The 22,728-nt window shown below is 62.0% G+C and carries 28 protein-coding genes and 1 tRNA gene; 17 read left to right on the top strand and 12 right to left on the bottom strand.

Features of this window, described 5'->3' with window-relative positions:
* Positions 1-40: 40 nt before the first annotated feature.
* The 3 genes from AC1RKJ_RS15970 to AC1RKJ_RS15960 are packed head-to-tail and all read right to left on the bottom strand — an operon-like array spanning position 41 to position 2,266.
* Positions 41-1,291: an FAD-dependent monooxygenase gene (locus AC1RKJ_RS15970; RefSeq protein WP_492791900.1), complete on the bottom strand. Its 1,251-nt coding sequence runs from the start codon at positions 1,289-1,291 to the stop codon at positions 41-43.
* A 17-nt stretch (positions 1,292-1,308) separates the two neighbouring features.
* The gene (locus AC1RKJ_RS15965) at positions 1,309-1,761 is read right to left on the bottom strand and encodes a MaoC family dehydratase (protein ID WP_492791899.1); all 453 of its coding nucleotides are present in this window, start codon (positions 1,759-1,761) and stop codon (positions 1,309-1,311) included.
* A gap of 22 nt (positions 1,762-1,783) precedes the next feature.
* On the bottom strand, positions 1,784-2,266 hold the full coding sequence (locus AC1RKJ_RS15960; protein ID WP_492791898.1) for a MaoC family dehydratase: 483 nt from the start codon (positions 2,264-2,266) through the stop codon (positions 1,784-1,786).
* Between the two features lie 104 nt (positions 2,267-2,370).
* Here AC1RKJ_RS15960 and AC1RKJ_RS15955 point away from each other — a divergent pair, with 104 nt between their 5' ends.
* Positions 2,371-3,141 carry an IclR family transcriptional regulator domain-containing protein gene (locus AC1RKJ_RS15955; protein WP_492791897.1) on the top strand — a complete coding sequence of 257 codons (771 nt, stop codon included), beginning with the start codon at positions 2,371-2,373 and terminating at the stop codon, positions 3,139-3,141.
* A gap of 128 nt (positions 3,142-3,269) precedes the next feature.
* Positions 3,270-3,746, top strand: coding sequence for a YbaK/EbsC family protein (locus tag AC1RKJ_RS15950; protein WP_492791896.1), 477 nt, complete (start codon positions 3,270-3,272; stop codon positions 3,744-3,746).
* 1 nt (position 3,747) lies between these two features.
* On the opposite strand, the gene AC1RKJ_RS15945 is transcribed toward AC1RKJ_RS15950, so the two are convergent.
* Positions 3,748-4,746 carry a tripartite tricarboxylate transporter substrate binding protein gene (locus tag AC1RKJ_RS15945; RefSeq protein ID WP_492791895.1) on the bottom strand — a complete coding sequence of 333 codons (999 nt, stop codon included), beginning with the start codon at positions 4,744-4,746 and terminating at the stop codon, positions 3,748-3,750.
* Positions 4,747-4,807: 61 nt separating this feature from the next.
* Between AC1RKJ_RS15945 and AC1RKJ_RS15940 the strand changes: the two genes are divergently transcribed.
* The gene (locus tag AC1RKJ_RS15940; protein WP_492791894.1) at positions 4,808-5,551 is read left to right on the top strand and encodes a haloacid dehalogenase type II; all 744 of its coding nucleotides are present in this window, start codon (positions 4,808-4,810) and stop codon (positions 5,549-5,551) included.
* A gap of 133 nt (positions 5,552-5,684) precedes the next feature.
* A complete protein-coding gene (locus AC1RKJ_RS15935) occupies positions 5,685-6,008 on the top strand; it encodes a hypothetical protein (protein ID WP_492791893.1) in 324 nt (107 codons plus the stop codon).
* Positions 6,009-6,086: 78 nt separating this feature from the next.
* On the opposite strand, the gene AC1RKJ_RS15930 is transcribed toward AC1RKJ_RS15935, so the two are convergent.
* Both AC1RKJ_RS15930 and AC1RKJ_RS15925 read right to left on the bottom strand, forming a co-directional pair.
* Positions 6,087-7,664: a gamma-glutamyltransferase family protein gene (locus AC1RKJ_RS15930; protein WP_492791892.1), complete on the bottom strand. Its 1,578-nt coding sequence runs from the start codon at positions 7,662-7,664 to the stop codon at positions 6,087-6,089.
* A 244-nt stretch (positions 7,665-7,908) separates the two neighbouring features.
* Positions 7,909-8,823: a LysR family transcriptional regulator gene (locus AC1RKJ_RS15925; RefSeq protein ID WP_492791891.1), complete on the bottom strand. Its 915-nt coding sequence runs from the start codon at positions 8,821-8,823 to the stop codon at positions 7,909-7,911.
* A 125-nt stretch (positions 8,824-8,948) separates the two neighbouring features.
* Between AC1RKJ_RS15925 and AC1RKJ_RS15920 the strand changes: the two genes are divergently transcribed.
* The 6 genes from AC1RKJ_RS15920 to AC1RKJ_RS15895 all read left to right on the top strand — a co-directional run bounded on the left by AC1RKJ_RS15920 (position 8,949) and on the right by AC1RKJ_RS15895 (position 13,416).
* The gene (locus AC1RKJ_RS15920) at positions 8,949-9,698 is read left to right on the top strand and encodes an SDR family NAD(P)-dependent oxidoreductase (RefSeq protein WP_492791890.1); all 750 of its coding nucleotides are present in this window, start codon (positions 8,949-8,951) and stop codon (positions 9,696-9,698) included.
* A 74-nt stretch (positions 9,699-9,772) separates the two neighbouring features.
* Positions 9,773-10,471: a pirin family protein gene (locus AC1RKJ_RS15915; RefSeq protein WP_492791889.1), complete on the top strand. Its 699-nt coding sequence runs from the start codon at positions 9,773-9,775 to the stop codon at positions 10,469-10,471.
* A 56-nt stretch (positions 10,472-10,527) separates the two neighbouring features.
* Positions 10,528-11,127, top strand: a complete 600-nt coding sequence (gene wrbA, locus AC1RKJ_RS15910; protein ID WP_492791888.1) for an NAD(P)H:quinone oxidoreductase — start codon at positions 10,528-10,530, stop codon at positions 11,125-11,127.
* A 173-nt stretch (positions 11,128-11,300) separates the two neighbouring features.
* Positions 11,301-12,125, top strand: coding sequence for an alpha/beta fold hydrolase (locus tag AC1RKJ_RS15905; RefSeq protein WP_492791887.1), 825 nt, complete (start codon positions 11,301-11,303; stop codon positions 12,123-12,125).
* A gap of 212 nt (positions 12,126-12,337) precedes the next feature.
* The gene (locus AC1RKJ_RS15900) at positions 12,338-12,709 is read left to right on the top strand and encodes a CsbD family protein (protein ID WP_492791886.1); all 372 of its coding nucleotides are present in this window, start codon (positions 12,338-12,340) and stop codon (positions 12,707-12,709) included.
* Between the two features lie 206 nt (positions 12,710-12,915).
* Complete coding sequence (locus AC1RKJ_RS15895; protein ID WP_492791885.1) at positions 12,916-13,416, top strand: tetratricopeptide repeat protein; 501 nt, start codon at positions 12,916-12,918, stop codon at positions 13,414-13,416.
* Between the two features lie 127 nt (positions 13,417-13,543).
* On the opposite strand, the gene AC1RKJ_RS15890 is transcribed toward AC1RKJ_RS15895, so the two are convergent.
* Positions 13,544-13,741, bottom strand: a complete 198-nt coding sequence (locus tag AC1RKJ_RS15890) for a DUF3606 domain-containing protein (RefSeq protein ID WP_492791884.1) — start codon at positions 13,739-13,741, stop codon at positions 13,544-13,546.
* Between the two features lie 155 nt (positions 13,742-13,896).
* Between AC1RKJ_RS15890 and AC1RKJ_RS15885 the strand changes: the two genes are divergently transcribed.
* Positions 13,897-14,220: a polyhydroxyalkanoic acid system family protein gene (locus AC1RKJ_RS15885; RefSeq protein WP_492791883.1), complete on the top strand. Its 324-nt coding sequence runs from the start codon at positions 13,897-13,899 to the stop codon at positions 14,218-14,220.
* Between the two features lie 62 nt (positions 14,221-14,282).
* On the opposite strand, the gene AC1RKJ_RS15880 is transcribed toward AC1RKJ_RS15885, so the two are convergent.
* The 3 genes from AC1RKJ_RS15880 to cpdR form a co-directional block, all read right to left on the bottom strand.
* Positions 14,283-14,495, bottom strand: coding sequence for a hypothetical protein (locus AC1RKJ_RS15880; RefSeq protein ID WP_492791882.1), 213 nt, complete (start codon positions 14,493-14,495; stop codon positions 14,283-14,285).
* 359 nt (positions 14,496-14,854) lie between these two features.
* A tRNA-Val gene (locus AC1RKJ_RS15875) sits at positions 14,855-14,929 on the bottom strand.
* 117 nt (positions 14,930-15,046) lie between these two features.
* A complete protein-coding gene (cpdR, locus tag AC1RKJ_RS15870) occupies positions 15,047-15,409 on the bottom strand; it encodes a cell cycle two-component system response regulator CpdR (protein ID WP_002713397.1) in 363 nt (120 codons plus the stop codon).
* Here cpdR and AC1RKJ_RS15865 point away from each other — a divergent pair.
* The 3 genes from AC1RKJ_RS15865 to hisN all read left to right on the top strand — a co-directional run bounded on the left by AC1RKJ_RS15865 (position 15,401) and on the right by hisN (position 17,854).
* On the top strand, positions 15,401-15,643 hold the full coding sequence (locus AC1RKJ_RS15865; protein ID WP_492791881.1) for a hypothetical protein: 243 nt from the start codon (positions 15,401-15,403) through the stop codon (positions 15,641-15,643). The genes cpdR and AC1RKJ_RS15865 overlap by 9 nt on opposite strands.
* A complete protein-coding gene (locus AC1RKJ_RS15860) occupies positions 15,640-16,527 on the top strand; it encodes an N-formylglutamate amidohydrolase (RefSeq protein WP_492791880.1) in 888 nt (295 codons plus the stop codon). Before AC1RKJ_RS15865 ends, AC1RKJ_RS15860 begins: the two co-directional genes overlap by 4 nt.
* 544 nt (positions 16,528-17,071) lie before the next feature.
* Positions 17,072-17,854 carry a histidinol-phosphatase gene (gene hisN / locus AC1RKJ_RS15855; RefSeq protein WP_492791879.1) on the top strand — a complete coding sequence of 261 codons (783 nt, stop codon included), beginning with the start codon at positions 17,072-17,074 and terminating at the stop codon, positions 17,852-17,854.
* Between the two features lie 6 nt (positions 17,855-17,860).
* Here the strand turns inward: hisN and AC1RKJ_RS15850 are convergent, their stop codons facing one another.
* On the bottom strand, positions 17,861-18,754 hold the full coding sequence (locus AC1RKJ_RS15850) for a LysR family transcriptional regulator (RefSeq protein ID WP_492791878.1): 894 nt from the start codon (positions 18,752-18,754) through the stop codon (positions 17,861-17,863).
* A 105-nt stretch (positions 18,755-18,859) separates the two neighbouring features.
* On the opposite strand from AC1RKJ_RS15850, the gene AC1RKJ_RS15845 reads away from it, so the two are divergent.
* On the top strand, positions 18,860-19,636 hold the full coding sequence (locus tag AC1RKJ_RS15845) for a sulfite exporter TauE/SafE family protein (RefSeq protein ID WP_492791877.1): 777 nt from the start codon (positions 18,860-18,862) through the stop codon (positions 19,634-19,636).
* Between the two features lie 56 nt (positions 19,637-19,692).
* Entirely contained in the window at positions 19,693-20,112 is a 420-nt protein-coding gene (arfB, locus tag AC1RKJ_RS15840; protein ID WP_492792768.1) for an alternative ribosome rescue aminoacyl-tRNA hydrolase ArfB, read from the top strand.
* Between the two features lie 87 nt (positions 20,113-20,199).
* Here arfB and AC1RKJ_RS15835 read toward each other — a convergent pair whose 3' ends face one another.
* Entirely contained in the window at positions 20,200-20,505 is a 306-nt protein-coding gene (locus AC1RKJ_RS15835) for a hypothetical protein (protein WP_492791876.1), read from the bottom strand.
* A 310-nt stretch (positions 20,506-20,815) separates the two neighbouring features.
* Between AC1RKJ_RS15835 and mutL the strand changes: the two genes are divergently transcribed.
* Entirely contained in the window at positions 20,816-22,642 is a 1,827-nt protein-coding gene (mutL, locus tag AC1RKJ_RS15830) for a DNA mismatch repair endonuclease MutL (RefSeq protein WP_492791875.1), read from the top strand.
* Positions 22,643-22,728: the final 86 nt, after the last annotated feature.

The following is a 22,728-nucleotide window of genomic DNA, read 5'->3' as shown; positions in this document are numbered from 1 at the left end:
GATCTGATCCGGATGATGTGCTGTCGATGTCCGGTTGTTGTTAGCTCGTGTGTTGCAGGGCTCCCGATACGCTCCAGGATTTCCTGCTGTTCAAGGCTTCGACATCGAAGCCCGCAAGTTGCTTGTAGCGGCGCTCGACATCCTGCAACTCGGTCGCAGCATCGCCCACAGCGCCACTGCGCGCCATCGCACTGACCCGCGCCATGACGTCGCCGGCCTGCCGCCGGTTCGCCAGTTGCACTTCGCTGGCGACAGGCCGCCGGCTTGCCTCATAGGCGCGTAGCCCGTCATCAATGCTCGCAGCGTTCGCCAGTTCATAAGCCAGCACGCGCGCGTCGAGGATCGCCTGCGACGCGCCATTCGAGCCGAACGGATACATCGCGTGAGCAGCATCCCCGAGCAGCGCGCAACGCTCGAACACCCAGCGCGGCAGAGGATCGATGTCAGCCATCGGATACGCGTAAGCTTCCGAGGCCGACGCGACCAGCGCATGAACATCGAGCCAGTCGAACCGATAATCTTTCACGAACGCGGCAATGGCGCTGGTCGGCACCGGAACATTCCAGTTGCCGAGTTCGGCTTCGGCTTCCGGCAAGTCCTTCGGACGCACCAGCAGCCAGTTGAGCACACCATCCGCGATCGGATAGACCACGACCCGCTGGGTCTCGTCGCCGATGATGACCATCGAGCGCCCGCTCAGGAATGGCGCGGATTTGGTAACGCCGCGGTACATCACCCATCCGTTCGACGCGAGGGGCGTCGCAGAGCCATACAGGCTGTCGCGCACCGGCGAGCGAATGCCATCGGCGGCGATCACGGCGTCAGCGGTGTAGGAGACCGGTCGATCCGTGGTCTGATCGATGGCGGCGATCACGACCTTGTTGTCGGGGCCGGGATTCACACCGGTGACGCGCTGCGCAATCCGGATCGCCGATTGTCCCAGGCGCTGCTGCACGGCATCGACAAGCAGCCGCTGCAATGTGCCGCGATGGATGGAATATTGCGGCCACTTGTAACCCGCGTCGAGCCCGCGCGGCTCCGCCCAGATCAGTTGGCCCGTCGGATCGTAATACGCGAGCTCCTTGGTCGGAACGCCGGCTTTGTCCAGCGCATCGCCGAGGCCAAGCTCGCTCAATTCGCGAACCGCATGTGGCGGCAGGTTGATGCCGACGCCGACATCGCGAATCTCGCGCGCCGCCTCGAGCACAAGCACATCGTTGCGGCCGGCGGCATGAAGGCTCAATGCCGCCGTCAGTCCGCCAACCCCTGCGCCCACGATCGCGATGGTCACCGCGCGCTCCGCCGTTCTCAGGCCGCAGCCGACAGTGCGACCGGAAACTCGACCATGGCCTCGCCCACGGCGACCTTCTCGTCGTTCTGGTTACGCACCAGCACGTCGATCAGCACGAAGCGCGAATTCTTCGTGACCTGCTTGGCCTTGATGATGCCGACCGGCTGGATCACGTCGCCCGGCTTGACCGGCTTGACCCAGCGGGTTTCGAGGCGGCGATGCTCGGCGCCCGCGGGATAGGCCCAGTCCGTCAGCATCCGGGTGATCAGCCCGAAGTTGTTCATGCCGTGCATGATGATGCCGCCGAAGTTGGTCTTGCCGAAGTCACCCTTCATGTAGTTGTCGTCGAGATGCAACGGATTGTAATCCAGCGATGCGTCGCAGAAGAGACGGATCGATTCGCGCGAAACCGCGAACTTCGGACCGTCGATGGTGTCGCCGACGGTAAGATTTTCAAATGTCGTCGTCATGTCTGAATTCCTCGCGTTCGCGTTACATCGGCCGGATGGTCTGGCCGCGGCCAGAACAGATCACGTCGCCGTGCTGATTGAAGAAGACATTGTCGTGCACCACGAACAGCCGTTCGCGCTTGATGAACTTGTCCAGTGCGCGGGCCTGCAGCGTGATGGTGTCGCCGGGCCGGGCCGGCTTGTTGTAGCTCCACGACTGGCCGGCGTTGACCGTTCCGGGTGAGCGCATCCAGTCGTCTGCCGGCGTGCAGGAGAACATCAGCAGGATGTGAATCGACGGCGGGGCAATGATGCCGCCGTACCGCGTCGTCTTCGCATAGGCCTCGTCCAGATAGAGCGGGTTGGTTTCGCCGACCGCGCGGCACAGGAGCGCGATGGCTTCCTTGGTCACCGTGTAGGGAATCGTCTTGCGCGGCGCGCCGGGGACGATTTCGTCCCAGACTTTCCGCAGATTTTCATCTTTCCAGAAATCAGTCTCGAAAGCCTGTGCTTGCACTTGCGCCATCTGTTTCTCTCACATATTGTTCGTCTGACGAACTATATTATCATCACACGAACAATATGGCTCGGTTCTCCCGACCTGGCAAGCCGCGAAAGAGAGGAATTTGAATGTCGAAGGACAGCGACAGTTTTGTCCGTGCCATCGCACGCGGGTTTTCCATCGTTGAGGCGCTGGGTCGCCCGCCGGGACGGCACACGCTCTCTGAGGCCGCAGTGTCTGCCGGTCTGACCCGGGCAACCGCCCGGCGCATTCTGTCCACGCTGGTGGCGCTAAAATACTGCGAGGCCGACGGCCGCTATTTCAGCCTGCGTCCGCGCGCGCTTGGTCTCGGATTGTCGTACCTCAACGCGCTGCCCTATTGGGGCTATGCACAGCGCGCGCTCGAAGACCTGCGCAACGAGATCGGCGAGTCCTGCGCGCTGGCCGTACTGGATGAAACCGAGATCGTCTATGCGCTGCGGTTGCCGGCGCGGCGCATCCTCTCCGCCAATCTCGGCATCGGCAGCCGCCTGCCCGCGCATGTGATTTCGCTCGGCCGCGTGTTGCTCGCAGCTCTGCCGCCCGATCAGCGCGCAGAGGCCCTCGCCGCCATCGATTACAAGCAGATCACGCCGCGCACCGTGACAAGCCCGGTCAAGCTTGGCGAAGAACTCACGCGGGTGGCGGAGCAGGGTTATGCATGGATCGACGGCGAACTCGATCCCGCGATCTGCGGCATCGCCGTGCCGGTGCGCGATCAGGCTGGAGCGGTGGTGGCCGCCGTCAGCATCAACACGATTTCCGGCACCATCAGCGAAGCCGAGGCGAAAAAGAAGTTTCTGGTGGCGCTCAAGCGCACGGCTCAGGACATCCGCACGCAGACCGCGGCGAACGGATAGTCGCATTCTTCCCGCCCACAACACATTGCATCTGTCCCCGGTTTGCGCGGGGCCTGGGCCATGATACGTCCTTCGCGGACGTGAGAGCCGTGCAACTGCCCGGCACAGATTTCCGGATAGGCCACAGCATGAGCGTCGAATCGGTTCGCGCGTTTTTCGCGGAAAATGCGCCTGACATTTCCGTTATTGAATCTGAAAAGAGTTCCGCAACCGTGGTACTGGCGGCGGAAGCCTTTGATGTCACGCCAGCGGAAATCGCCAAGACCTTGTCCCTGCGCGTCGGCGACCGCGTGCTGCTGGTCGTGACTTGCGGCACCGCCAGACTCGACAACAAGAAGGCGCGCGCGGCGTTCGGCGGCAAGCCGCGGATGCTCAACGCCGAGGAGGCGCTCGACGCCACCGGCCATCCGGTCGGCGGCATCTGTCCGTTCGGATTGAAGACGCCGCTGCCGGTGTATTGCGACGTGTCGCTGAAAGCGTTCCGCGAGGTCGTGCCCGCCGCGGGCTCGATCAACAGCGCGGTCAGAATTTCACCCGCACGCATGGCCGAACTGACCCGCGCCGAATGGGTCGATGTGAGCGAACTTCCGGTAGATGCGGGTTGAGTTACTCCACCTTGCCGATTTTCTTCACCGCTGCGATGAGGCGCGTGCTGTCGGCCTCGACGAACTTCGCGAAGTCCGGCGCATCCAGGTAGGCGACCGGGCTGCCCGCGGTCTCGAAAGTTTTCATCACTTCTGGCGCACGCACCGCCTCGCCCATCGCCGCACGCAACCGCGTCATGATTGGCGCGGGCAGCGCCGTCTGCGCGAACAATCCGGCCCAGATATAGAACTCGACATCCTTGTAGCCGAGTTCCTGAAACGTCGGCACATCCGGGAAACTCGCGACGCGCTGCGCGCCCCATCCGGCGAGAACGCGCATCTTGCCGTCATCGACCTGCGCGCGCAGCGTGCCCGGAGCGGACGCCACGGCCTGTACGGTGCCGGTGAGCAAGCCGGTGAGCGCAGGGCCCGCGCCGCGAAACGGCACATGAAGCAATTTGATACCGGCGCTGGCTGCGAACATTTCCATCGCGATATGCAAGGTGCCGTAGGGCCCGGATGAGCCGTAAGGAATCTGGCCCGGGCGCGCCTTCGCGTCCTCGACAAAATCCTTCACGGTTTTCCATGGCGCGGACGCCGGCACCGCGAGCATGGTCGGATCGGCGAGCACTCGCGCAACCGGCGCGAACTGCGACATTTCATACGCGACCGGGCGATCGAACAGCCGGTCCGCCTCGGGCAATACCGCCAGAGACGACAACGTCATCAGGAGGGTATAGCCGTCAGGCTCCGCCCGCGCAGCCGCGGCGTTGCCCACCGAACCACCACCGCCACCTGCGCGATTGTCCACGATCACGGGCTTGCCGAGGATGCGCTCCAGCGCCAGCGCCACCGGACGCGCGGCAAGATCCGCCTGCCCGCCGGCGGGAAAAGGAACGATCATGGTGATGTTGCGCGACGGCCATGCCGCCTGCGCATTGGCGTTGCCGGGTAGCGTGTGCAATGCAACCTGTGACAACGGCAAGACCGCCGCCGCCTTCAGAATCTCGCGTCGATTCATGTTACCTCCCTGATGCTTTGTTTTTATTCTTTCTGGCCATCCCACCCTGAAGGAAGCGCAGATGACGATCAAGGCTGTTGTATTCGATGCTTACGGCACGCTCTACGACGTGCAATCGGTCGCTGCCGTCACCGATGAGGCGTTTCCCGGTTACGGCGAACTCATCAGCCAGATCTGGCGCCTGAAGCAGCTCGAGTACACCTGGCTTCGCTCGCTGATGGGACGCTACGAAGACTTCTCCGTGATCACGCGGGAGTCACTGGTCTTCACGCTGAAGGCCCTCGGGCTCGCATTCGATACAGCCGTGTTCGAGCGCATCATGGAGAAATACGTCCATCTCGACCTTTATCCCGATGCGAAGACCGCACTCGCAGGACTGAAAGATTGCAAGCTCGCTATTCTGTCGAACGGCAGCACCGAAATGCTGAATGCACTGGTGCGCAACACAGGCCTCGATACGATCCTCGACGCCACCATCAGCATCGACTCGACGAAGATCTTCAAGCCGTCGCCGCGAACCTACGAGCTCATCGAGCAGGCCCTCGGCGTGAAACCGCAAGACGTTCTGTTCGTGTCTTCCAATCCGTTCGACGCCTGCGGCGCCAAGGCCTTTGGCCTGAACGTGGCGTGGATTGAGCGGGTTACACCGCAGGCGATGGCCGCCGAATTCGACAGGACCGACCGCGTGCGCCCGCTGTCGATGTTCAAGGCGCTCCGCATGCAGATGGATGAGTTCGGCTGGGAACCCGACCATCACATTGCCGCGCTGGCGGATTTGCCGAAACTGGTGAACGGCGGGATGTGAGATCCGGCCCCGGACGCGTATTGCAAAACTGAGTCGTCACGCCGGACTTCGCAACGCAGACATGCCGCCCAGCGCGGAACACGGCGGAGTTTGGCACGATTGATGCTTCGCATTTCCTCAAGGAGGTGATGTGATGCGATCAGTCATTTTCTTGTTTCTGACAGCGGCTCTGTTGGCCAGCCGCGTCTGCTTCGCGCATGACGCGGACGGCAAGCCGAACTGGATAGCCGAAGGCTCCTACAAAGGCACCGACGGTGTCCACTGCTGCGGACCCAGCGATTGCGAACAACTCAGTTCCGACGAGGTTCAGGTCAGGCCCGACGGAATCTGGCTGACGCGATTCAAGGAGCTGGTTCCGTTCGAACAGGCAACGCCCAGCGAAGACGGCAGAACCTGGCGATGCCACAACCTTTCAGGCGAAAGGAGGTGCTTCTTCATGAAGTACGGCAGCACATGATCGCGGTCATCGCGCGCGGCTGACAGCCGCGCTCCGATTGATGTGTAACCGGAAGCCGCAACGCCTCCGGACGAGTCACTATATGCCTAGCGCGACGCCATCCTTGCGATGGTCGGTGGCGCCGAGCAGGACGCCGCGTTCGTGATCGATCCAGATGGCCTGACAGCCGCCGATCGCCACGTCGGCCCATTTGACGTCATGTCCGCGCGCGGAAAGTTCAGCGCCGATTTCTTTTCCAAACGTCGGCTCCAGCGAGAGCACGCCTTCGAACGCAAAGGAGCGCGGTGCTTCCGAAGCCGCCTGAATGTCCATGCCGAGATCGAACACGTTGGAGAGAAAGTTTCCGTGGCCGGTCGCCTGATAGTGCCCGCCCATCACGCCGAACGGCATCACGCAGCGCCCGTCCTTCATCACCATACCGGGAATGATGGTGTGCATCGGACGCTTGTTCGGCGCGAGCGCGTTGGGATGGCCCGGCTTGAGCCGGAAGCCCCAGCCGCGGTTGTGCAGCAGCACGCCAGATTTCGGCGCATAGATGCCGCTGCCAAACGGCTGAAACAGCGAATTGATGAACGATACCGCGTTGAGATCGCGGTCTACCACCGTGACATAGACCGTGTCTTTGTGCTCGATGTCGTCCCAGTCGACCTTCGCTGTCGCCCGCTTCATGTCGATCTTGCAGCGGATCGCGCCGATGTAGTCGTCCGACAGGAAGTGCGACGCATCGACCTTGCCATGCGCGGGATCGCAGAAGAAGGCATCGCGCGCGCGGTAAGCGGCCTTGGACGCTTCTGCCAGAACATGAACGCGATCGGCTTCCGAAAGCGACTTGATGTCGTAGCCCGCAAGCACGCGCAGGATCATCAACGCGGCTAGCCCCTGCCCGTTCGGCGGACATTCCAGAATATCATGGCCACCGTAATTCGTAGAAATCGGCGTCACATCTTCCGGCGCATTCGCGGCGAAATCCTGAACGGTGTGCGCGCCGCCGAGACCTTGCAGCACGCTCGCGAGTTCTTCCGCGACTTCGCCTTCGTAAAACGCCGCCCGGCCCTCGCGCGCGATCCGACGCAGCGTCTTGCCGAGCGCGGGCTGACTGCGACGATCACCGATCGAAGGCGCAATGCCGCCCGGAAGATAATGCGCCGTCGCGGCGGGATTGCTTTCAAGCTTCGCGCGGTTGCGGGTCCAGTCCGACGCCACGCGCGGCGTGATGCGGAAACCGTTCTCGGCGGCATCGATGGCGGGTTTGAAAATCTCCTCCAACGACTTGCTGCCGTGAGCCGCTGCAAGCCTGCACCATGCATCGATCGCGCCGGGAACCGTGACGCCCTCAATCGAGGTCGGCGTCAGATTCGCCGCGCCCTTGGCCATGGTTTTCTCAAGGTCTGTTTTGGCCGGCGTTCGCCCCGATCCGTTCAGCGATACCGGCGCGCCCGCTTTCGGCGAATAGATCACGAAGCAGTCGCCGCCGATGCCGGTCATCTGCGGTTCGACCACGCCCTGCAAGGCGACCGCCGCGATGGCGGCGTCCACCGCATTGCCCCCGGCTTTCAGAATGTCGAGCGCAGCAAGCGTCGCCTGCGGATGCGAGGTCGCGGCCATGCCGCGTTCCCCCACGGCGATGGAGCGGGACGGCGAGATAAAATTGCGCATTCGGGAAAACCTTTAACGAGGGAGGCCTAGTGGTCCGATTCTAACATTCGCGCCCGGTTTCAGCGAGCATTCTTGCGAATGTTAGAATCGACGGACCACTAGCAAATATAAATTGCTAGTGGAGTTTCAGATTTGACATCGCTTTGCGGACTCGATGCCAACGAGGAGCGATGTCAAATCTACTCCACTAGGTTATGCGGCCTTGCCGCGCCGATCCACCCCGTACGGGGAATGCGATATATGCTTATCTGGCCGCGCGCTTGGTCCGCCCGAGCTTTGCAGCGAGATAATCCGCCAGCACCTCGACGCGCGCAGGGCGCGGCCCGCCCGGCGGCATCACCAGATGCACCGCGCCCTCGGGCTGCTTCCAGTCCTTGAGGATGACTTCGAGTTTTCCCGACGCGATGGCCTCGCCGACAATGAAGTCCGGCAAGTCCGCGATGCCGAGCCCGGCGAGCAGCGCCGGCATGGTCGCTTCGCCGTTGTTGACCCGCAGCTGACCCGAAGGCCGCACCGTCGCCTGCTCACCCGCGGCGTTGACGTAGTGCCAGACCCCCGGTGTCGAAAGATAGGCGTAGCCGAAGCACCTGTGCTGGGCGAGATGCATCGGATGCGTCGGCCGGCCGTGCGCCTTGAGATAGGACGGCGCGGCCACTGTATAGCGGCGCATTCCGCACAGCCTGCGCGCGACCAGCGACGAATCCGGCAATCGCGCGATGCGCACGCCGGCGTCGAAGCCCTCGCCGATCAGATCGACCGTCGCGTCGCTGAGATGCAGGTCGATGGAAACCTCGGGATAGAGCGCCAGAAATTCCGGCAGCATCGGGCCGATCACCTTCACGCCGAACGTCATTGGCACTGCGAGGCGCACCAGTCCGCGCGGCGCCGAAGATTGCGCCAGCGCCTCGTTCTCCGCCGCCTCGCCGTCCATCAGCAATTGCGTCGCGCGCTCGGAGAGTTTCTGGCCCGCATCGGTCAATGCCAGTTGCCGGGAGGTGCGGTTGAACAGCCGCGCGCCAAGCCGCGTCTCGAGACGGCTGACCGCTTTCGATACCGTCGCCTTGGACAGCGCCAGTTCGGCCGCCGCCGCCGCAAACGACCGCATTTCCACGACTTTGGCGAAGATCGCCAGCGCCTCGAAGTCCGGCAGCTTGGACATAACGATGCTCCCTATGGCCTTTATTTGGAAACAATGAGTTTCAATAGTTTCTATTTATGCACCATCCGCGAACGCTTATCCATAGCCCATCGAAGAATTCACAAGCGAACTAACGGAGACATCCCATGGCCAAGTCACTCGCAGGCAAGGTTGCACTCGTCACCGGCGGCTCACGCGGCATCGGTGCCGCGACCGCTCGCGCACTGGCCGACGAAGGCGCAAACGTCGCCATCAGCTATTCGGCATCTGCCGACAAGGCGGAAGCTGTCGTCCGCGAACTCAGAAAGAAGGGCGTGCAGGCGCAAGCCTTCCAGGCCGACCAGGGCAAGACCGCGGAAGTCGATCAACTGGTGCGCGACGTTGCCAGGGAATTCGGTCATCTCGACATTCTGATCAACAACGCGGCTGTCGCAGTGAACGGCGCGGTCGACGATCCGAATGGCGACACCGTGGCGTTCGAACGCCAGAACGCGATCAACGTCGACGGCGTCGTGACCGCGATCCGCGCCGCATCGAAATTGATGGGCGAAGGCGGCCGCATCGTCACCATCGGTTCGGGTATCGCCACTCGTGCCACGTTCCCCGGCATGGCCGACTACGCAGCTACCAAGGCCGCGATCGTCGGTTACTCCAAGGGCGCGGCCCGCGACCTCGGCCCGCGCGGCATCACGGTCAACGTGTTGCAGCCCGGCTCGATCGACACCGACATGAACCCGAAGGACGGCGCATTCGCCGAAGCCCAGCGCACGCAGCACGCGCTGCAGCGTTACGGCACGGCGGAAGAGATCGCGGCGGGCGTGGTGTTTCTCGCAAGCCCTGCCGCATCGTTCGTCACCGGCACGGTGCTCAATGTCGACGGCGGCTTCGGCGCCTGATCGCGAACCAACAACGTCGAGCGCACGCTGCGCCCGACGGCAATTTCAAGCACATTCAACGAAGGAATAGTCCCATGATCGAACTTCGACCTTTCAACAAACTCGGCAGCGCGGATCACGGTTGGCTGAAGGCGAAACACCATTTCTCGTTCGGCAGCTACAACAACCCGGCAAACATCAGCCACGGCTCGTTGCGCGTCTGGAACGACGACGAGATCGCGCCGAACACCGGCTTCCCCGCGCATCCCCATGCCAACATGGAGATCATCACCTTCGTCCGCGAAGGCGCGATCACTCATCAGGATTCGCTCGGCAACAAGGGGCGTACCGAAGCGGGCGACGTGCAGGTGATGAGCGCGGGTTCGGGCATCCGCCACGCCGAATACAATCTTGAGCCGGTCACGACCAAGATCTTCCAGATCTGGATTGTGCCGACGCAAGAAGGCGGACAACCGACCTGGGGCGCGAAGCCGTTCCCCAAGGCCGATCGCTCGGGCAAGTTCGTCACCATCGCGAGCGGCTTCAATGCCGACAACGATGCGCTGCCGATCCGTGCTGATGCGCGGGTGCTCGCGACAACGCTGAAAGCCGGCGAGACCGCCGAATATGCCATCGGCGACAAGCGTTACGGCTACCTCGTGCCGGCCACCGGTTCGGTCGAGGTCAACGGCGTCCGTGCCAACGCCCGCGACGGCGTCGCCGTCCAAAAGGAAGCGTCGGTGAAGATCACCGCGCTGGAAGACACCGAACTCGTGCTGGTGGATGCGGCGTAAGCCGCATCCATTCACGATCCAACTCCACTCAATTCTGAAAACTGAAGGAGGCCATCATGGCCAAGGTTCTCGTTCTCTATTACTCGGCTTACGGACACATCGAAGCGATGGCGAACGCTGTCGCGGAAGGCGCGCGCGAAGCCGGCGCAACCGTCGACATCAAGCGCGTGCCTGAACTGGTCCCGCCCGAGGTGGCGAAAGCGTCTTATTACAAAGTCGATCAAGCTGCGCCGATCGCCAAGATCGAGGACCTGGCGAACTATGACGCCATCATCGTCGGCACCGGCACCCGCTTTGGCCGCATCACATCGCAGATGGCGAACTTTCTCGATCAGGCCGGCGGTCTGTGGGCGAAGGGCGCGCTGCACGGCAAGGTCGGCGGCGCATTCTCATCGAGCGCCACGCAGCACGGCGGCCAGGAGACAACGCTGTTCTCGATCATCACCAACCTGCTGCACTTCGGCATGGTCGTGGTCGGCCTCAATTACGGCTTCGCCGGGCAGATGGGCGTCAAGGACGTAACCGGCGGCTCGCCTTACGGTGCAACCACCATCACCGACGGCGACGGCAGCCGCCAGCCAAGTCAGAACGAACTGGACGGCGCGCGTTATCAGGGCCGCACCATCGCGCAAACCGCGAAGAAACTGCACGGCTGAAGCAACGGTGCGCGGGCTTCACCCGCGCACCGCTTCACGTACGAAGCAGAGTGAGTGAAACATCGGAAAGCAATAGCGCGGCTGATCGCAATTCGCGCAAATATCATCGAAACCCGCTAGGTTTCACACGCTGGATCTTCAATTCCTTTTCTCGAAAGCAGGAGAGTCCAGTCATGCCGACGATTAAGGTCAAAGACGGTACCGAGATTTTTTACAAGGATTGGGGCTCCGGCCAGCCGATCGTTTTCAGTCATGGCTGGCCGCTCTCGGCGGACGACTGGGATACACAGATGCTTTTCTTTCTGGGGAAAGGTTTCCGCGTCATCGCCCATGACCGGCGCGGACACGGCCGCTCCAGCCAGACCGCCGACGGTCATGACATGGACCACTACGCCGACGATCTGGCCGCACTGACGTCGCATCTCGATCTGAAGAACGCGGTGCATGTCGGCCACTCCACCGGAGGCGGCGAGGTCGTACATTATATAGCCCGCCACGGTGAAAGCCGGGTGGCAAAAGCGGCGATCATCAGCGCCGTGCCGCCGCTCATGGTCAAGACCGCAAGCAATCCCGGCGGTTTGCCGAAGGACGTCTTCGACGGGCTGCAGGCGCAGGTTGCAACCAACCGCGCGCAGTTTTACCGCGATCTGCCTGAAGGGCCGTTCTACGGCTACAACCGGCCCGGCGCGAAGATCTCGGAAGGCATCATCCAGAATTGGTGGCGACAGGGCATGATGGGCGGCGCCAAGGCGCACTATGACGGCATCGTCGCGTTCTCCCAGACCGACTTCACCGAAGACCTCAAGAAGATCACCGTGCCTGTTCTGGTGATGCATGGCGATGACGACCAGATCGTGCCCTATGCGGATTCGGGACCGCTGTCTGCAAAACTGCTCAAAAACGGAACGCTGAAAACCTACAAGGGCTTTCCCCACGGAATGCCCACAACGGAAGCCGAGACGATCAACGCCGACCTGCTGGCCTTCATCAAAGGCTAGGACGCGGTCACACGGCGCCACACCGAAAAGGCCCGCGACGAGCGGGCCTTTCACTTCTCTGTATTCATCTCTCAGTTCTGTGGCGAACTACGGCGTTGCGCGCCGGAGGTTTCGCATCCGGCATCCGGAACCCCGGAAACTCCCGATCCCTCGGAACCCTTGAGCTGTCCGCTCGTTGTTGGGGACGGCATCAAGCCTCGGAGAAGAAAGTCATGGACAAGGACAGGATTACAGGCGCCGCCAAGGATGCCGCAGGCAAGGTCGAGAGCGCATTCGGCCGCGCGACGGGCGACGCATCCACGGAAGCCTCGGGCCGCGCGCGCGAAGCGGCGGGAACGGTCGAGAATCTGTACGGCCAGGCAAAGGATGCGGCGCGTGACATCGGCGATGCCGCGAGCAAGTATACCAGCGACGCCATTGATGCAGGCAGCGACATTTATCGCGACGGCAGCAAGGCGATGGCCGCAACGGTGCGCGATCAGCCACTCGGTTCATTGCTGGTCGCAGGCGCGGTCGGCTTCGCTCTGGCTCTGATGCTGAACCGGCAGCCGCGCCGCCGCAACCTGCGTGACTACTACAGGTAAGCGCTTCAAGCGACGCGTCCCAACGTTGCAACTTCAGGCGTGCGTCCCGACGCGCGCCTGAAGGCGTTTGCGCTGATTGAGATAGTTAGCACTTTAGCGCTGAATCTTGCCGCTCACGTGCATGGCGCGCGTTCGCGTTGTGCCGACTCGGCTGACGGGATATAGAGGAACCCTTACTTTAAAAATCACTGGAATGGGGTCTCTCAATGTTCAGGTTTACTGGATTGACGGCGGTAATTCTTGTGGCCGGATTGACAATCAATGCTCCCGTCGCACAGGCGGGCAAATGGGAAGACGGGGTAAAGGCTTTTGCCCGCAAGGAATATGCCGCCGCAGCGAAGCTGTTTCGGCCTCTCGCGGAAAAGGGCAATGCAGTCGCGCAATACCGGATCGCGATGATGCACAAGATGGGTTTGGGCGTTTCCAAAGACCGCAAGCAGGCTCAGAAGTGGAGCCGGCTCGCCGCAAAGCAGGGTAATCCCGAAGCGCAGGTGCTGCTGGGAAGCCTGTACTACAAGGGCGAGGGCAAGGAGCCTGACGACATCGCACGTGCCTATATGTGGTACGACGTCGCCGCCACCCAGGGAAATGCCGAAGCGAAAAAGGAGCTCGCCGCTGTCTCCAGCGAGCTTACTCCGCAACAGATCGCGGAAGCGCGAGCGAAGGCGCAGACGTGCGCGGCCTCCCGCTACGAGCAGTGCGATTGATCGACAGCGGCCAGACCGGTTACCCGAATTGAATTTGTGAAATCAAGCCCGGCTTCACGCCGGGCTTTTTACGTCTGCATGCCACAGCGATGTTGCGGTGAATTTTGAGTTCGGCGGTGGATGTCCGTTACTTGCCGAGATGCCGGCGCACGGCGGCGACGGCAGGTCCGACTTCCTGGATCGCTGCGGCGAGATCGTCCGGCGACACGTTGAGGCGGGCGGCCCAGTAATTCGTGGTGGCGTCATCGGTCGTGTCGATGACAGGTGCGGGTCGCGCACCGGTATTCGACGACAGCACGGACGCGACTGTCACAAGGCGGAGCATCCCCTAAAATACCACGGACGCGCCCGGCCCGCATGCAGCGGCGCTATTCAGCGTTAATGAAAATGAAATTCTGCGGGCTCCTTGCACGGATTCGGTTGCAATCATCCGCATGCGCCACACATGATGGTTCTACCGCATCGTTCCGAGGCAGCGCATTGGCCCAACCGTTCATCGTCTCCATCCCCCACAAGCTCGGCAAGGACGAAGCCGCCCGGCGCCTGAAGAAAAGCCTCGGCAGCATCCGCTCGGAATACGGACAAATTCTTCAGGTGAACGAGGAAATCTGGAGCGGCGACCGCCTTGCGTTTCAGGTGACTGCCCTGAAGCAGCAGGTGGGCGGGACGATCGACGTGGCCGAAGATCACGTCAAGCTCGAGGTCATGCTGCCGTGGCTGCTCGCCGGACTCGCCCACGGCATCCAAGGGACGATCCGCGCCCGTGCGACACGGATGCTCGAGAAGAAAACAACGGACGTATAGCCCAACGAAAAAGCCCGGCATTAATGCCGGGCATTGTTCGTTGTCTGGTCAGAAACCGTCGCTCAGCCGTTGCTGGCTTTCAGTTTTAGCCACGTCGTGCGGACATTCTCCTTGACCTGTCCCCACTCGCTGGCCGCGACGTCCCAATTCACGATCTGGCGCGACGTACTGGCGGATGCACCGCTGGCGACGCTCGATGTCGCCATCGAGTCGTGCACATAGAGCACGCCGATGGTCAGCAGACAACCCAGCATCATTCCGATAAATGTTCGCATGTTATCCTCCGACAGATGCAACGCGGCGATGGCGCTAGAGTTCCATCGCACACGTGATCACCGGTAACTCGACGCCGTTCTTGAAACGCTTGCCGATCATCCGATCGTAACCGCCGGGTAGCCGCACGATCACTTGGCCGGCTGGCCGCGCGCACGATACGGACGCGATCGTCACGCGCGGAAATTTTCCCGACCGCGATGTTGTCACCGGCGCTGAAATTGTAGCGAACAAAATCCTGGAAGATCACGCCCATGTTTCCGCGCAGCGCGTCGAGATCGTAGTCGCGCAGGTCAGGTCGCCATGCGCGGCGGAACAAAAAGTTAAGAAGTTGCGGAGGGCCGGGATTTGTGCCGGAAAATGGTGGGCGCGACAGGGATCGAACCTGTGACCCCCTCGATGTCAACGAGGTGCTCTCCCGCTGAGCTACGCGCCCTTAAAGACCACTATTGCCGGGATGCGTCCCTATATCGGCTTGGACCGCCGCAGGCAAGGACGGGAAACCGTGTTTTGAGGGCTGATTGCCGCTTCAGGCCATCTTTTCGACGGCCTCTCAGGCCGCCAGCATCTTGTTCACTTCGCTGACCAATTCGCGCAGGTGCACGGGCTTGGAGAGAACCTTGGCGTTTTTCGGCGCTTCGGAGTCCGAATTGAGCGCCACGGCGGCGAATCCGGTGATGAACATGATCTTGATGTCGGGGTCGAGTTCCGAGGCCCGGCGCGCCAGTTCGATACCGTCCATCTCGGGCATCACGATGTCGGTTAGAAGCATTTCAAAGGGTTCTTCGCGCAGCCTCTGATAGGCTGACAGGCCGTTGTCGTAGGACGACACCTGAAAACCGGCATTCTCCAGTGCCTTGACCAGAAAGCGGCGCATGTCGTTATCGTCTTCGGCGAGGAGAATTTTGTGCTGCATGGCGCTGGTCGTTTATTCCGTGAAATGGAGAGGTCCCTGCCTTCTATTTGGCAGACGGGTAGTAAATTTCGGGTGAAGGCGAACTTCCTCTTGGCAGATCAGTTAGGTTTGCGGACAATGATGTTGCAGAAATTACCTGTTTTTCCGGCCAAAACAGATTGTCCGGTCGGGCCTGTCAGCAACGGCGAGCATAACGCCGTGATCGAGAATGGCGAGGAAAAGAGGCGGCAATGACGCGGTTCGAGGACGAGTTGTCGCCTCCGTTCGAAATCATGGAGCCGCCGGTCTGGCGCGCGCCGATCATCTTCAACTCCCCGCACTCCGGATCGGTGTATCCGCGCGAATTTCTGGCCGCATCCCGCATCGATGAAGCGGCCCTGCGCCGATCGGAAGATTCGTTCATGGATGAGATCATCGCGGACCTCACCGGCCGCGGATTTCCCATTGTCCGGGTGAATTTTCCGCGCTCCTATGTGGACGTCAATCGCGAGCCTTACGAACTCGATCCACGCATGTTCGCAGGCCGGCTTCCGAGTTTTGCGAACACCCGCTCGATGCGGGTCGCGGGGGGCTTGGGGACGATTCCCCGCGTCGTCGGCGACGGTCAGGAAATCTATTTCGAGCGGCTCGATGTCGAGGACGCGCTGAGCAGGATCGAGGCACTTTACAAGCCTTATCATCGGTCGCTGCGCCGTCTCATCAACAAGGCGCATCAAGCGTTCGGGACGGCGATTCTGGTGGATTGCCACTCAATGCCGTCGGTCGGCGTCTCGCGCGACGAGCCCAAGCGGCCCGACGTGGTGATCGGCGACCGTTACGGAACAAGTTGCTCCAGCTTGCTGCCTGACGCGGTGGAGGAAACCCTCACGACGCTGGGATATTCGGTCGGCCGCAACAAGCCCTACGCGGGCGGCTTTATCACCGAGCACTACGGTAACCCTGCAAGCGGATTGCATACGATCCAGCTCGAACTTAACCGCGCCATCTACATGGACGAGCGGCGGCGCGAACGCGGGCCGCGCTTCCGCAAAGTGGCCGACGATTTCGTGGTGCTGGCCGATGCGCTGGCCGCGATCCCGCTCGATAGCCTCGGACCTTTCCAGGCGGCGGCAGAATAACATTCTCGGTGTTGTTGCGCATGGTCTGGCCGAAAACCGACGCCAGCTATCGTGGGCCATATACCCAAGAAAAAAGGGCCACTCGCGAAAGCAAGTGGCCCAAGTCTAGGGAGGAAACGCCCAAGGAGGGCAGCAATAACGCGAGGCGTTATCGCACCGCAACAATATGCAGCCGCAACGCACTCAAGGCAAGTATTTTTAAAGAATTTGCTATGCTTTCCGAGCATGACAGACTTGCGGCATTACGAAACCAAGAAATAGAAAATCGTACGCATTAACAGATACTTACCGAAGTTTTGTCTCTCTGAGGACTGTCAAAAAAGCCCATAATTGCGCCCAAAGAATGAATCTTTGTTATTATCTTTAAGGAAGAGAGCTTTCGTTTATGCCTTCGCTTTGGAATCGCGGAGTAAGGAATGAACAGTAACCTGCACGACGGGTTCTTATCTTTCGGGCGAGTTGCTCCCCTGTCAGGACTCTTATAGGGCCGTGACCGGTTCGCATTTACACTCCGCAGGCATCTGTTTGCTGCAAAGGAATCTTCGTGACGGTCATCGATTTCACCGCTTTCATCGGACGACTGGCGACCGCCTCGGGCGAGACCATCCTTCCTTTCTTCCGTACTTCGCTCAGCGTCGAGAACAAGAACAAGGGCCGCGATCTCGACCCGGTCACTGAAGCCGACCGCGCGGCTGAAGCCGTGATGCGGCGGATGATCAAGGACAGCTTTCCGCTTCACGGCATTGTCGGTGAGGAATTCGGATCCGAACGCGCCGATGGGGAATACGTCTGGGTGCTCGATCCGATCGACGGCACGAAATCCTTCATCGCAGGCATGCCGATCTGGGGCACACTGATCGCGCTGATGCACAACGGCACGCCGGTGTTCGGCATGATGCACCAGCCCTATATCGGCGAACGTTTCAGCGGCGACGGCGGCTCCGCGCGCTACGAGGGCCCTTCGGGAAAACGAAAACTGTCGGTGCGGCGCTGCGCGTCGCTCGCGGAAGCCACGCTGTTTACCACCAGCCCGCGGCTGATGAACGATTCCGATCGCGCCCAGTTCGAGCGCGTCGAGAGCGAAGTGCGATTGTCGCGTTATGGCGGCGATTGCTACGCCTATTGCATGCTTGCGGCGGGCCACCTCGATCTCATCATCGAGACCGAGCTGAAATCCTACGACGTGGCCGCCCTGATTCCCATCGTCACCGGCGCGGGCGGCATCATCACCACCTGGGATGGCAAGCCGGCGCAATCCGGCGGCCGCATTGTCGCGGCCGGCGACAAGTACGTGCATGAGGCAGCGCTCAAGTTGCTCAACACATAACGCGCATCACAGCTTCGCAAACAGTTTCAGATGATCCGCCAGTTGCTGCACCGGCCGGGGCAGCAGCGACCGGCTTCGCATACAGATGGCAAGCCTGCGGCTGGTCCATGGATCGGTCATCCGGACCGTCCTGATTTTGGTGGACCTGCTGTAGCGACGCGCAGCCGCTTCCGGGATCACCGCCACGCCGACACCAGCCTCGACCATCTGGCAGATCGCATCGAAACTCTTGAGCCGTGCCCGCATTTTCGGACGCACGCCCAGTTCCGCCGCATGCGCGGCGATATGGTTCTGTAACGCACTGCCTTCGGTCAGGCCGACGAAATCGTGGGCCGCGACATCGCGAAAACCGATCTGGCGGCGTTGCGCGATCTCATCGTGAGGCGGCACCACCAGCACCAGCCGGTCGTCGCAGAACGGAAATCGTTCGAGACCTTCAGGCAATAGCGAAACAACTGCGATGCCGATATCGGCCGCGCCGGATGCCAGCGCCGTGGCGATCTCCGCGCTCTCGCGCTCCTCGACATCGACGCTGATGGCCGGATACTTCGCCAGAAACGCCGCCAGCGCCTTCGGCAGATGTTCGGTCGCGCCCGAGGTGTTGGCGAGCATGTGGATGCGGGCCTTCAGGCCGCGCGCATAGGTCGTGAGTTCGCCCTCCATCGTCGCCACCTGATGCAGCACGATGCGGGCGTGATCGAGGAGGCTTTCCCCGGCCGCCGTCAGCCTGACGCCGCGCCGCTGCCGCTCCAGCAGCTCCACGCCCAGCGCCGTTTCCATGCCCTTGATGCGCGCACTGGCCGAGGCCAGCGCCAGCGCCGAACGCTCGGCGCCGTGGGTGATGCTTCGCGTCTCGGCGACCGCCACGAACAGCCGCAGATCCACCAGATCGACATGCATGCTCCGACCTCCTGTCATGCCTTCGTTTAATCCGAAGGCTTACCACGTAAGCTCCAGATTGTGCAGTTTGTCGCTCTCGGTCAATGTGCGCGCATGTCCAGTTCAATGTCAGATCCGATTCTCATCGTTATCGCCGCCGTCTTTCTCCTTGCCGGTTTCGTCAAGGGCACCATCGGCCTTGGCCTGCCGACCGTGGCGATGGGCCTCCTGGCGACACGGATGCAGCCGGCGCACGCGCTGGCCATCGTGATCGTGCCGGCCATCGTCACCAACATCTGGCAAACCTTCGTCGGTCCGTATCTGCGTGACATCATGCACAGGCTGTGGCCCCTGATGATCGGAACGGTCGCCGGCATTCTCGCCGGTGCGGGCCTGATGACCGGGCCCTATGCGCGCTACGGCACCATCATTCTCGGTATTCTGCTGGTGATTTACGCCATCCTCGGTCTGTCGAAGGCTCGCTTCAGCGTCGCGCCTGCGAATGAGAAATGGGTCGGCGGCATCGTCGGCGTGCTGACCGGGATCGTTTCAGCGGCGACCGGCGTACAGGTCATTCCGTCGATGCCCTTCATGCAGGCCATCGGCATGGAGAAGGACGAACTGGTTCAGGCGCTCGGCGTTTTCTTCACCACCGCCACGGTCGCACAGGCCTTCAATCTGACAGGCGCGGGACTTCTGAACGCGACAATCGCCATTCCTGGCGCGGTCGCCATGGTGGCTGCTTTCGCCGGCATGTATCTCGGTCAGTTGCTGCGATCGCGGATGGACGCCGACACCTTCCGGCGCTGGTTCCTGGTCGCGATGCTGCTGCTCGGGATCTATCTGGCAGGCGAGATGCTGATGCGCATTTACGCCGAGACGGCAGCCTCCGGCGCGCGCTGACCGCGCATGGCGTGAAAATCGATGCCGGTTGCAACGGATCGTGCTACCCGTTCGACATGATCCGGGTGACGCGCGACATATCCATCGACGAGAAAGATCTCGACATCGTATTCGTCCGCGCCTCCGGACCGGGCGGGCAGAATGTCAACAAGCTCTCGACCGCCGCGCAATTGCGCTTCGACGTCCGTCGCGCGGCGCTCCAGCCCGACATGCTGATGCGGCTGAACACGCTGGCAGGCCAGCGCATGACCAAGGACGGCGTGATCGTCATTCATGCGCAACGCTTCCGCACCCAGGAGCGCAACCGCGCCGACGCCATCGACCGGCTGCTGGAATTACTGCGCGAGGCAGCCGTACGCCCGAAACCGCGCCGCGCCACCAGGCCGACCCTCGGCTCCAAAGTACGGCGTCTCGAAGGAAAAAAACGCCGCAGTGACGTCAAGGCAAAGCGTGGCAACAGCGGTTACGACGACTGAAAACCGTCCAACTGAAGAAACGGCAGCGCGAAAAACTCCGGCCGCGAAGCGACCGGAGTTCTGAAGGGAGGCGTTTTTCAAGAACGCTTAGCGCTTGAGGCCACCAGCGGCGGCACCGGCAGCTCCGTTGACGGCTCCTCCGCCGGCACCGGCTCCAACCGTACCCCTCGCACCCGTGTGGCTGCCGGCACCGACACTGGCGCCCGAACCTCCAGCGCTTGAATCAATACCGACACCGGTATTGGCCCCGCCAGACACGCCGGCAGGACCTGTGACCCCACCCTGTGCACCACCGCGAACCCGTGAGTCGGACGAAACACCCTGTGCCAGCACCGTGCCGGTCAGCATTGCCGAGGTTGCGAGTACAATCGCCGCTGTTTTTACAACCTTCATCCACTTCTCCTTGAATGACGACCCTCAATCCGGATTCTGCTCATGAGCCGTTCGCATTTGCCGGATCAGGCCGCCGGGAAACTCTCGCGAACGACGCAAGCGGATGCAATCTGCGTCGTGTGACCGTTGTTCAGAGATTTCGAGGTGATTTCGGGGAGTTTCCGCCATATCCAGACCGCATATACGGCAAGCTCACGGGGCCCGCTGCGATCTGGTGAAAGACGCGCAAATCATGTGGTCAAGGCTCCCTTTGCTCCATCCGACCAGATAAAATGCACCGGACATTGCCGCGAGTCGCGTCAGGAATCCCATGCCCGTCCGCCAGCTACCCATCCAGGTCGTCAACCGCATCGCTGCCGGCGAAGTGGTGGAGCGGCCCGCGAGCGCGGTGAAGGAACTGGTCGAGAACGCCATCGACGCCGGTGCGTCGCGCATCGATATTTTCACCGAGGGCGGCGGACGCAGGCGAATCGCCATCACCGACAACGGTGCGGGAATGACGCGCAGCGATCTCGCGCTGTCGGTGGATCGCCACGCAACCTCGAAGCTCGACGACGAAGACCTGCTGCGAATTCGCACGCTCGGGTTTCGCGGCGAAGCGCTGCCGTCGATTGGCGCGGTGGCGAAACTCGCCATCACCACGCGACACGCATCTGAGCCCCACGCGTGGTCGCTGAATGTCAATGCCGGAGAAAAGTCCGACGTGACGCCCGCCGCCTTGACAGGTGGCACGCGTGTCGAGGTCAGCGATCTGTTCTATGCGACACCCGCGCGATTGAAATTCCTCAAGACCGATCGCACCGAAGCCGAAGCCGTCCGCGAGGTGGTGCGGCGTCTGGCGATGGCGCGGCCCGATGTTGCATTCTCGCTCTCGGGCGAGGAACGCGCGCCGGTGACATGGGCTGCTGCATTGCCGGGCGCGGCGGGACGGCTGACACGGCTCGGCGATATTCTCGGCGCGGATTTTCGCGCCAGCGCCATCGAGGTCCGCTCCGAACGCGACGGCGTCAGCGTCGAAGGCTTCGCGGCAGCACCGTCACTGACCCGCGCCAATGCGCTCGGGCAATATCTGTTCGTCAATGGGCGGCCGGTGCGCGACAAACTTATTCTCGGCGCGGTGCGTGCAGCCTATTCGGACTACCTGCCGCGTGACCGGCATCCGGTGGTCGCGCTGTTCGTGACGCTCGACACGCAGGAGGTCGACGCCAACGTGCACCCAGCCAAGACCGAGGTGCGCTTCCGCAATGCCGGTCTGGTTCGCGCACTGATCGTGCACGCGCTGAAGGACGGGCTCGCGCGCGAAGGCAAGCGCACGGCGGCGAATTCCGACGGCGCGGCGATCATGGCATTCCGGCCGGGCAGCATTCCGCGCGGCGGCTGGGACTGGCGGCGTTCACCGAATTATCCGCCGGCCGCATTCGACAGCGAGACAGCCCCATCCTATGCACCATCTTTCGAAACAGGCGCGTTCGCGGAAGCCGCGCAGGCCGTGTTCGACACCGGCGCGCCGACTGCGGATCTGCGCGCCAATGCCATGCCCACGGGCGATCTGCTCGACCGTCCGCTTGGCGCCGCGCGCACGCAGATCCATGAAACCTATATCGTGTCGCAGACCCGCGACGGCCTTGTGGTGGTGGACCAGCATGCCGCCCACGAGCGCATCGTCTACGAACGCCTGAAGGCTTCGCTCGAACGTAACGGCGTGCAGCGGCAGATCCTGCTCATTCCCGAGATCGTCGAGATGGACGAAGCCTCCGTCGAGAAACTGGTGGCGCGCGCGGACGAGCTTGAAAAATTCGGACTCAGCATCGAGTCGTTCGGCCCCGGCGCGGTGGCTGTGCGCGAGACGCCGTCCTTATTGGGCAAGACCGATGCAGCCTCGTTGCTGCGCGATCTCGCCGAGCACATGGCGGAATGGGACGAGGCTCTGCCCCTCGAACGGCGGCTGATGCATGTCGCGGCAACCATGGCCTGTCACGGCTCGGTGCGCGCGGGGCGCATCCTCAAGCCGGAGGAAATGAATGCGCTATTGCGCGAGATGGAAGTGACGCCGAATTCCGGCCAGTGCAATCACGGCCGCCCGACTTACGTCGAACTCAAGCTTGCGGACATCGAGAAGCTGTTCGGGCGACGATAAAGCCGCTTACAATCACAAAGGCAAAACGGTGACGGTCTTCGCTGCAAAAGGCGAAACGGCAGACGAATTACGATGCCCCGGCGAAT

The sequence above is a fragment of the Afipia sp. GW822-FHT04G07 genome (genome assembly GCF_058800765.1).
The sequence above is the reverse complement of the archived record's forward strand: the minus strand, read 5'-3'. Positions and strand labels throughout refer to the sequence as shown.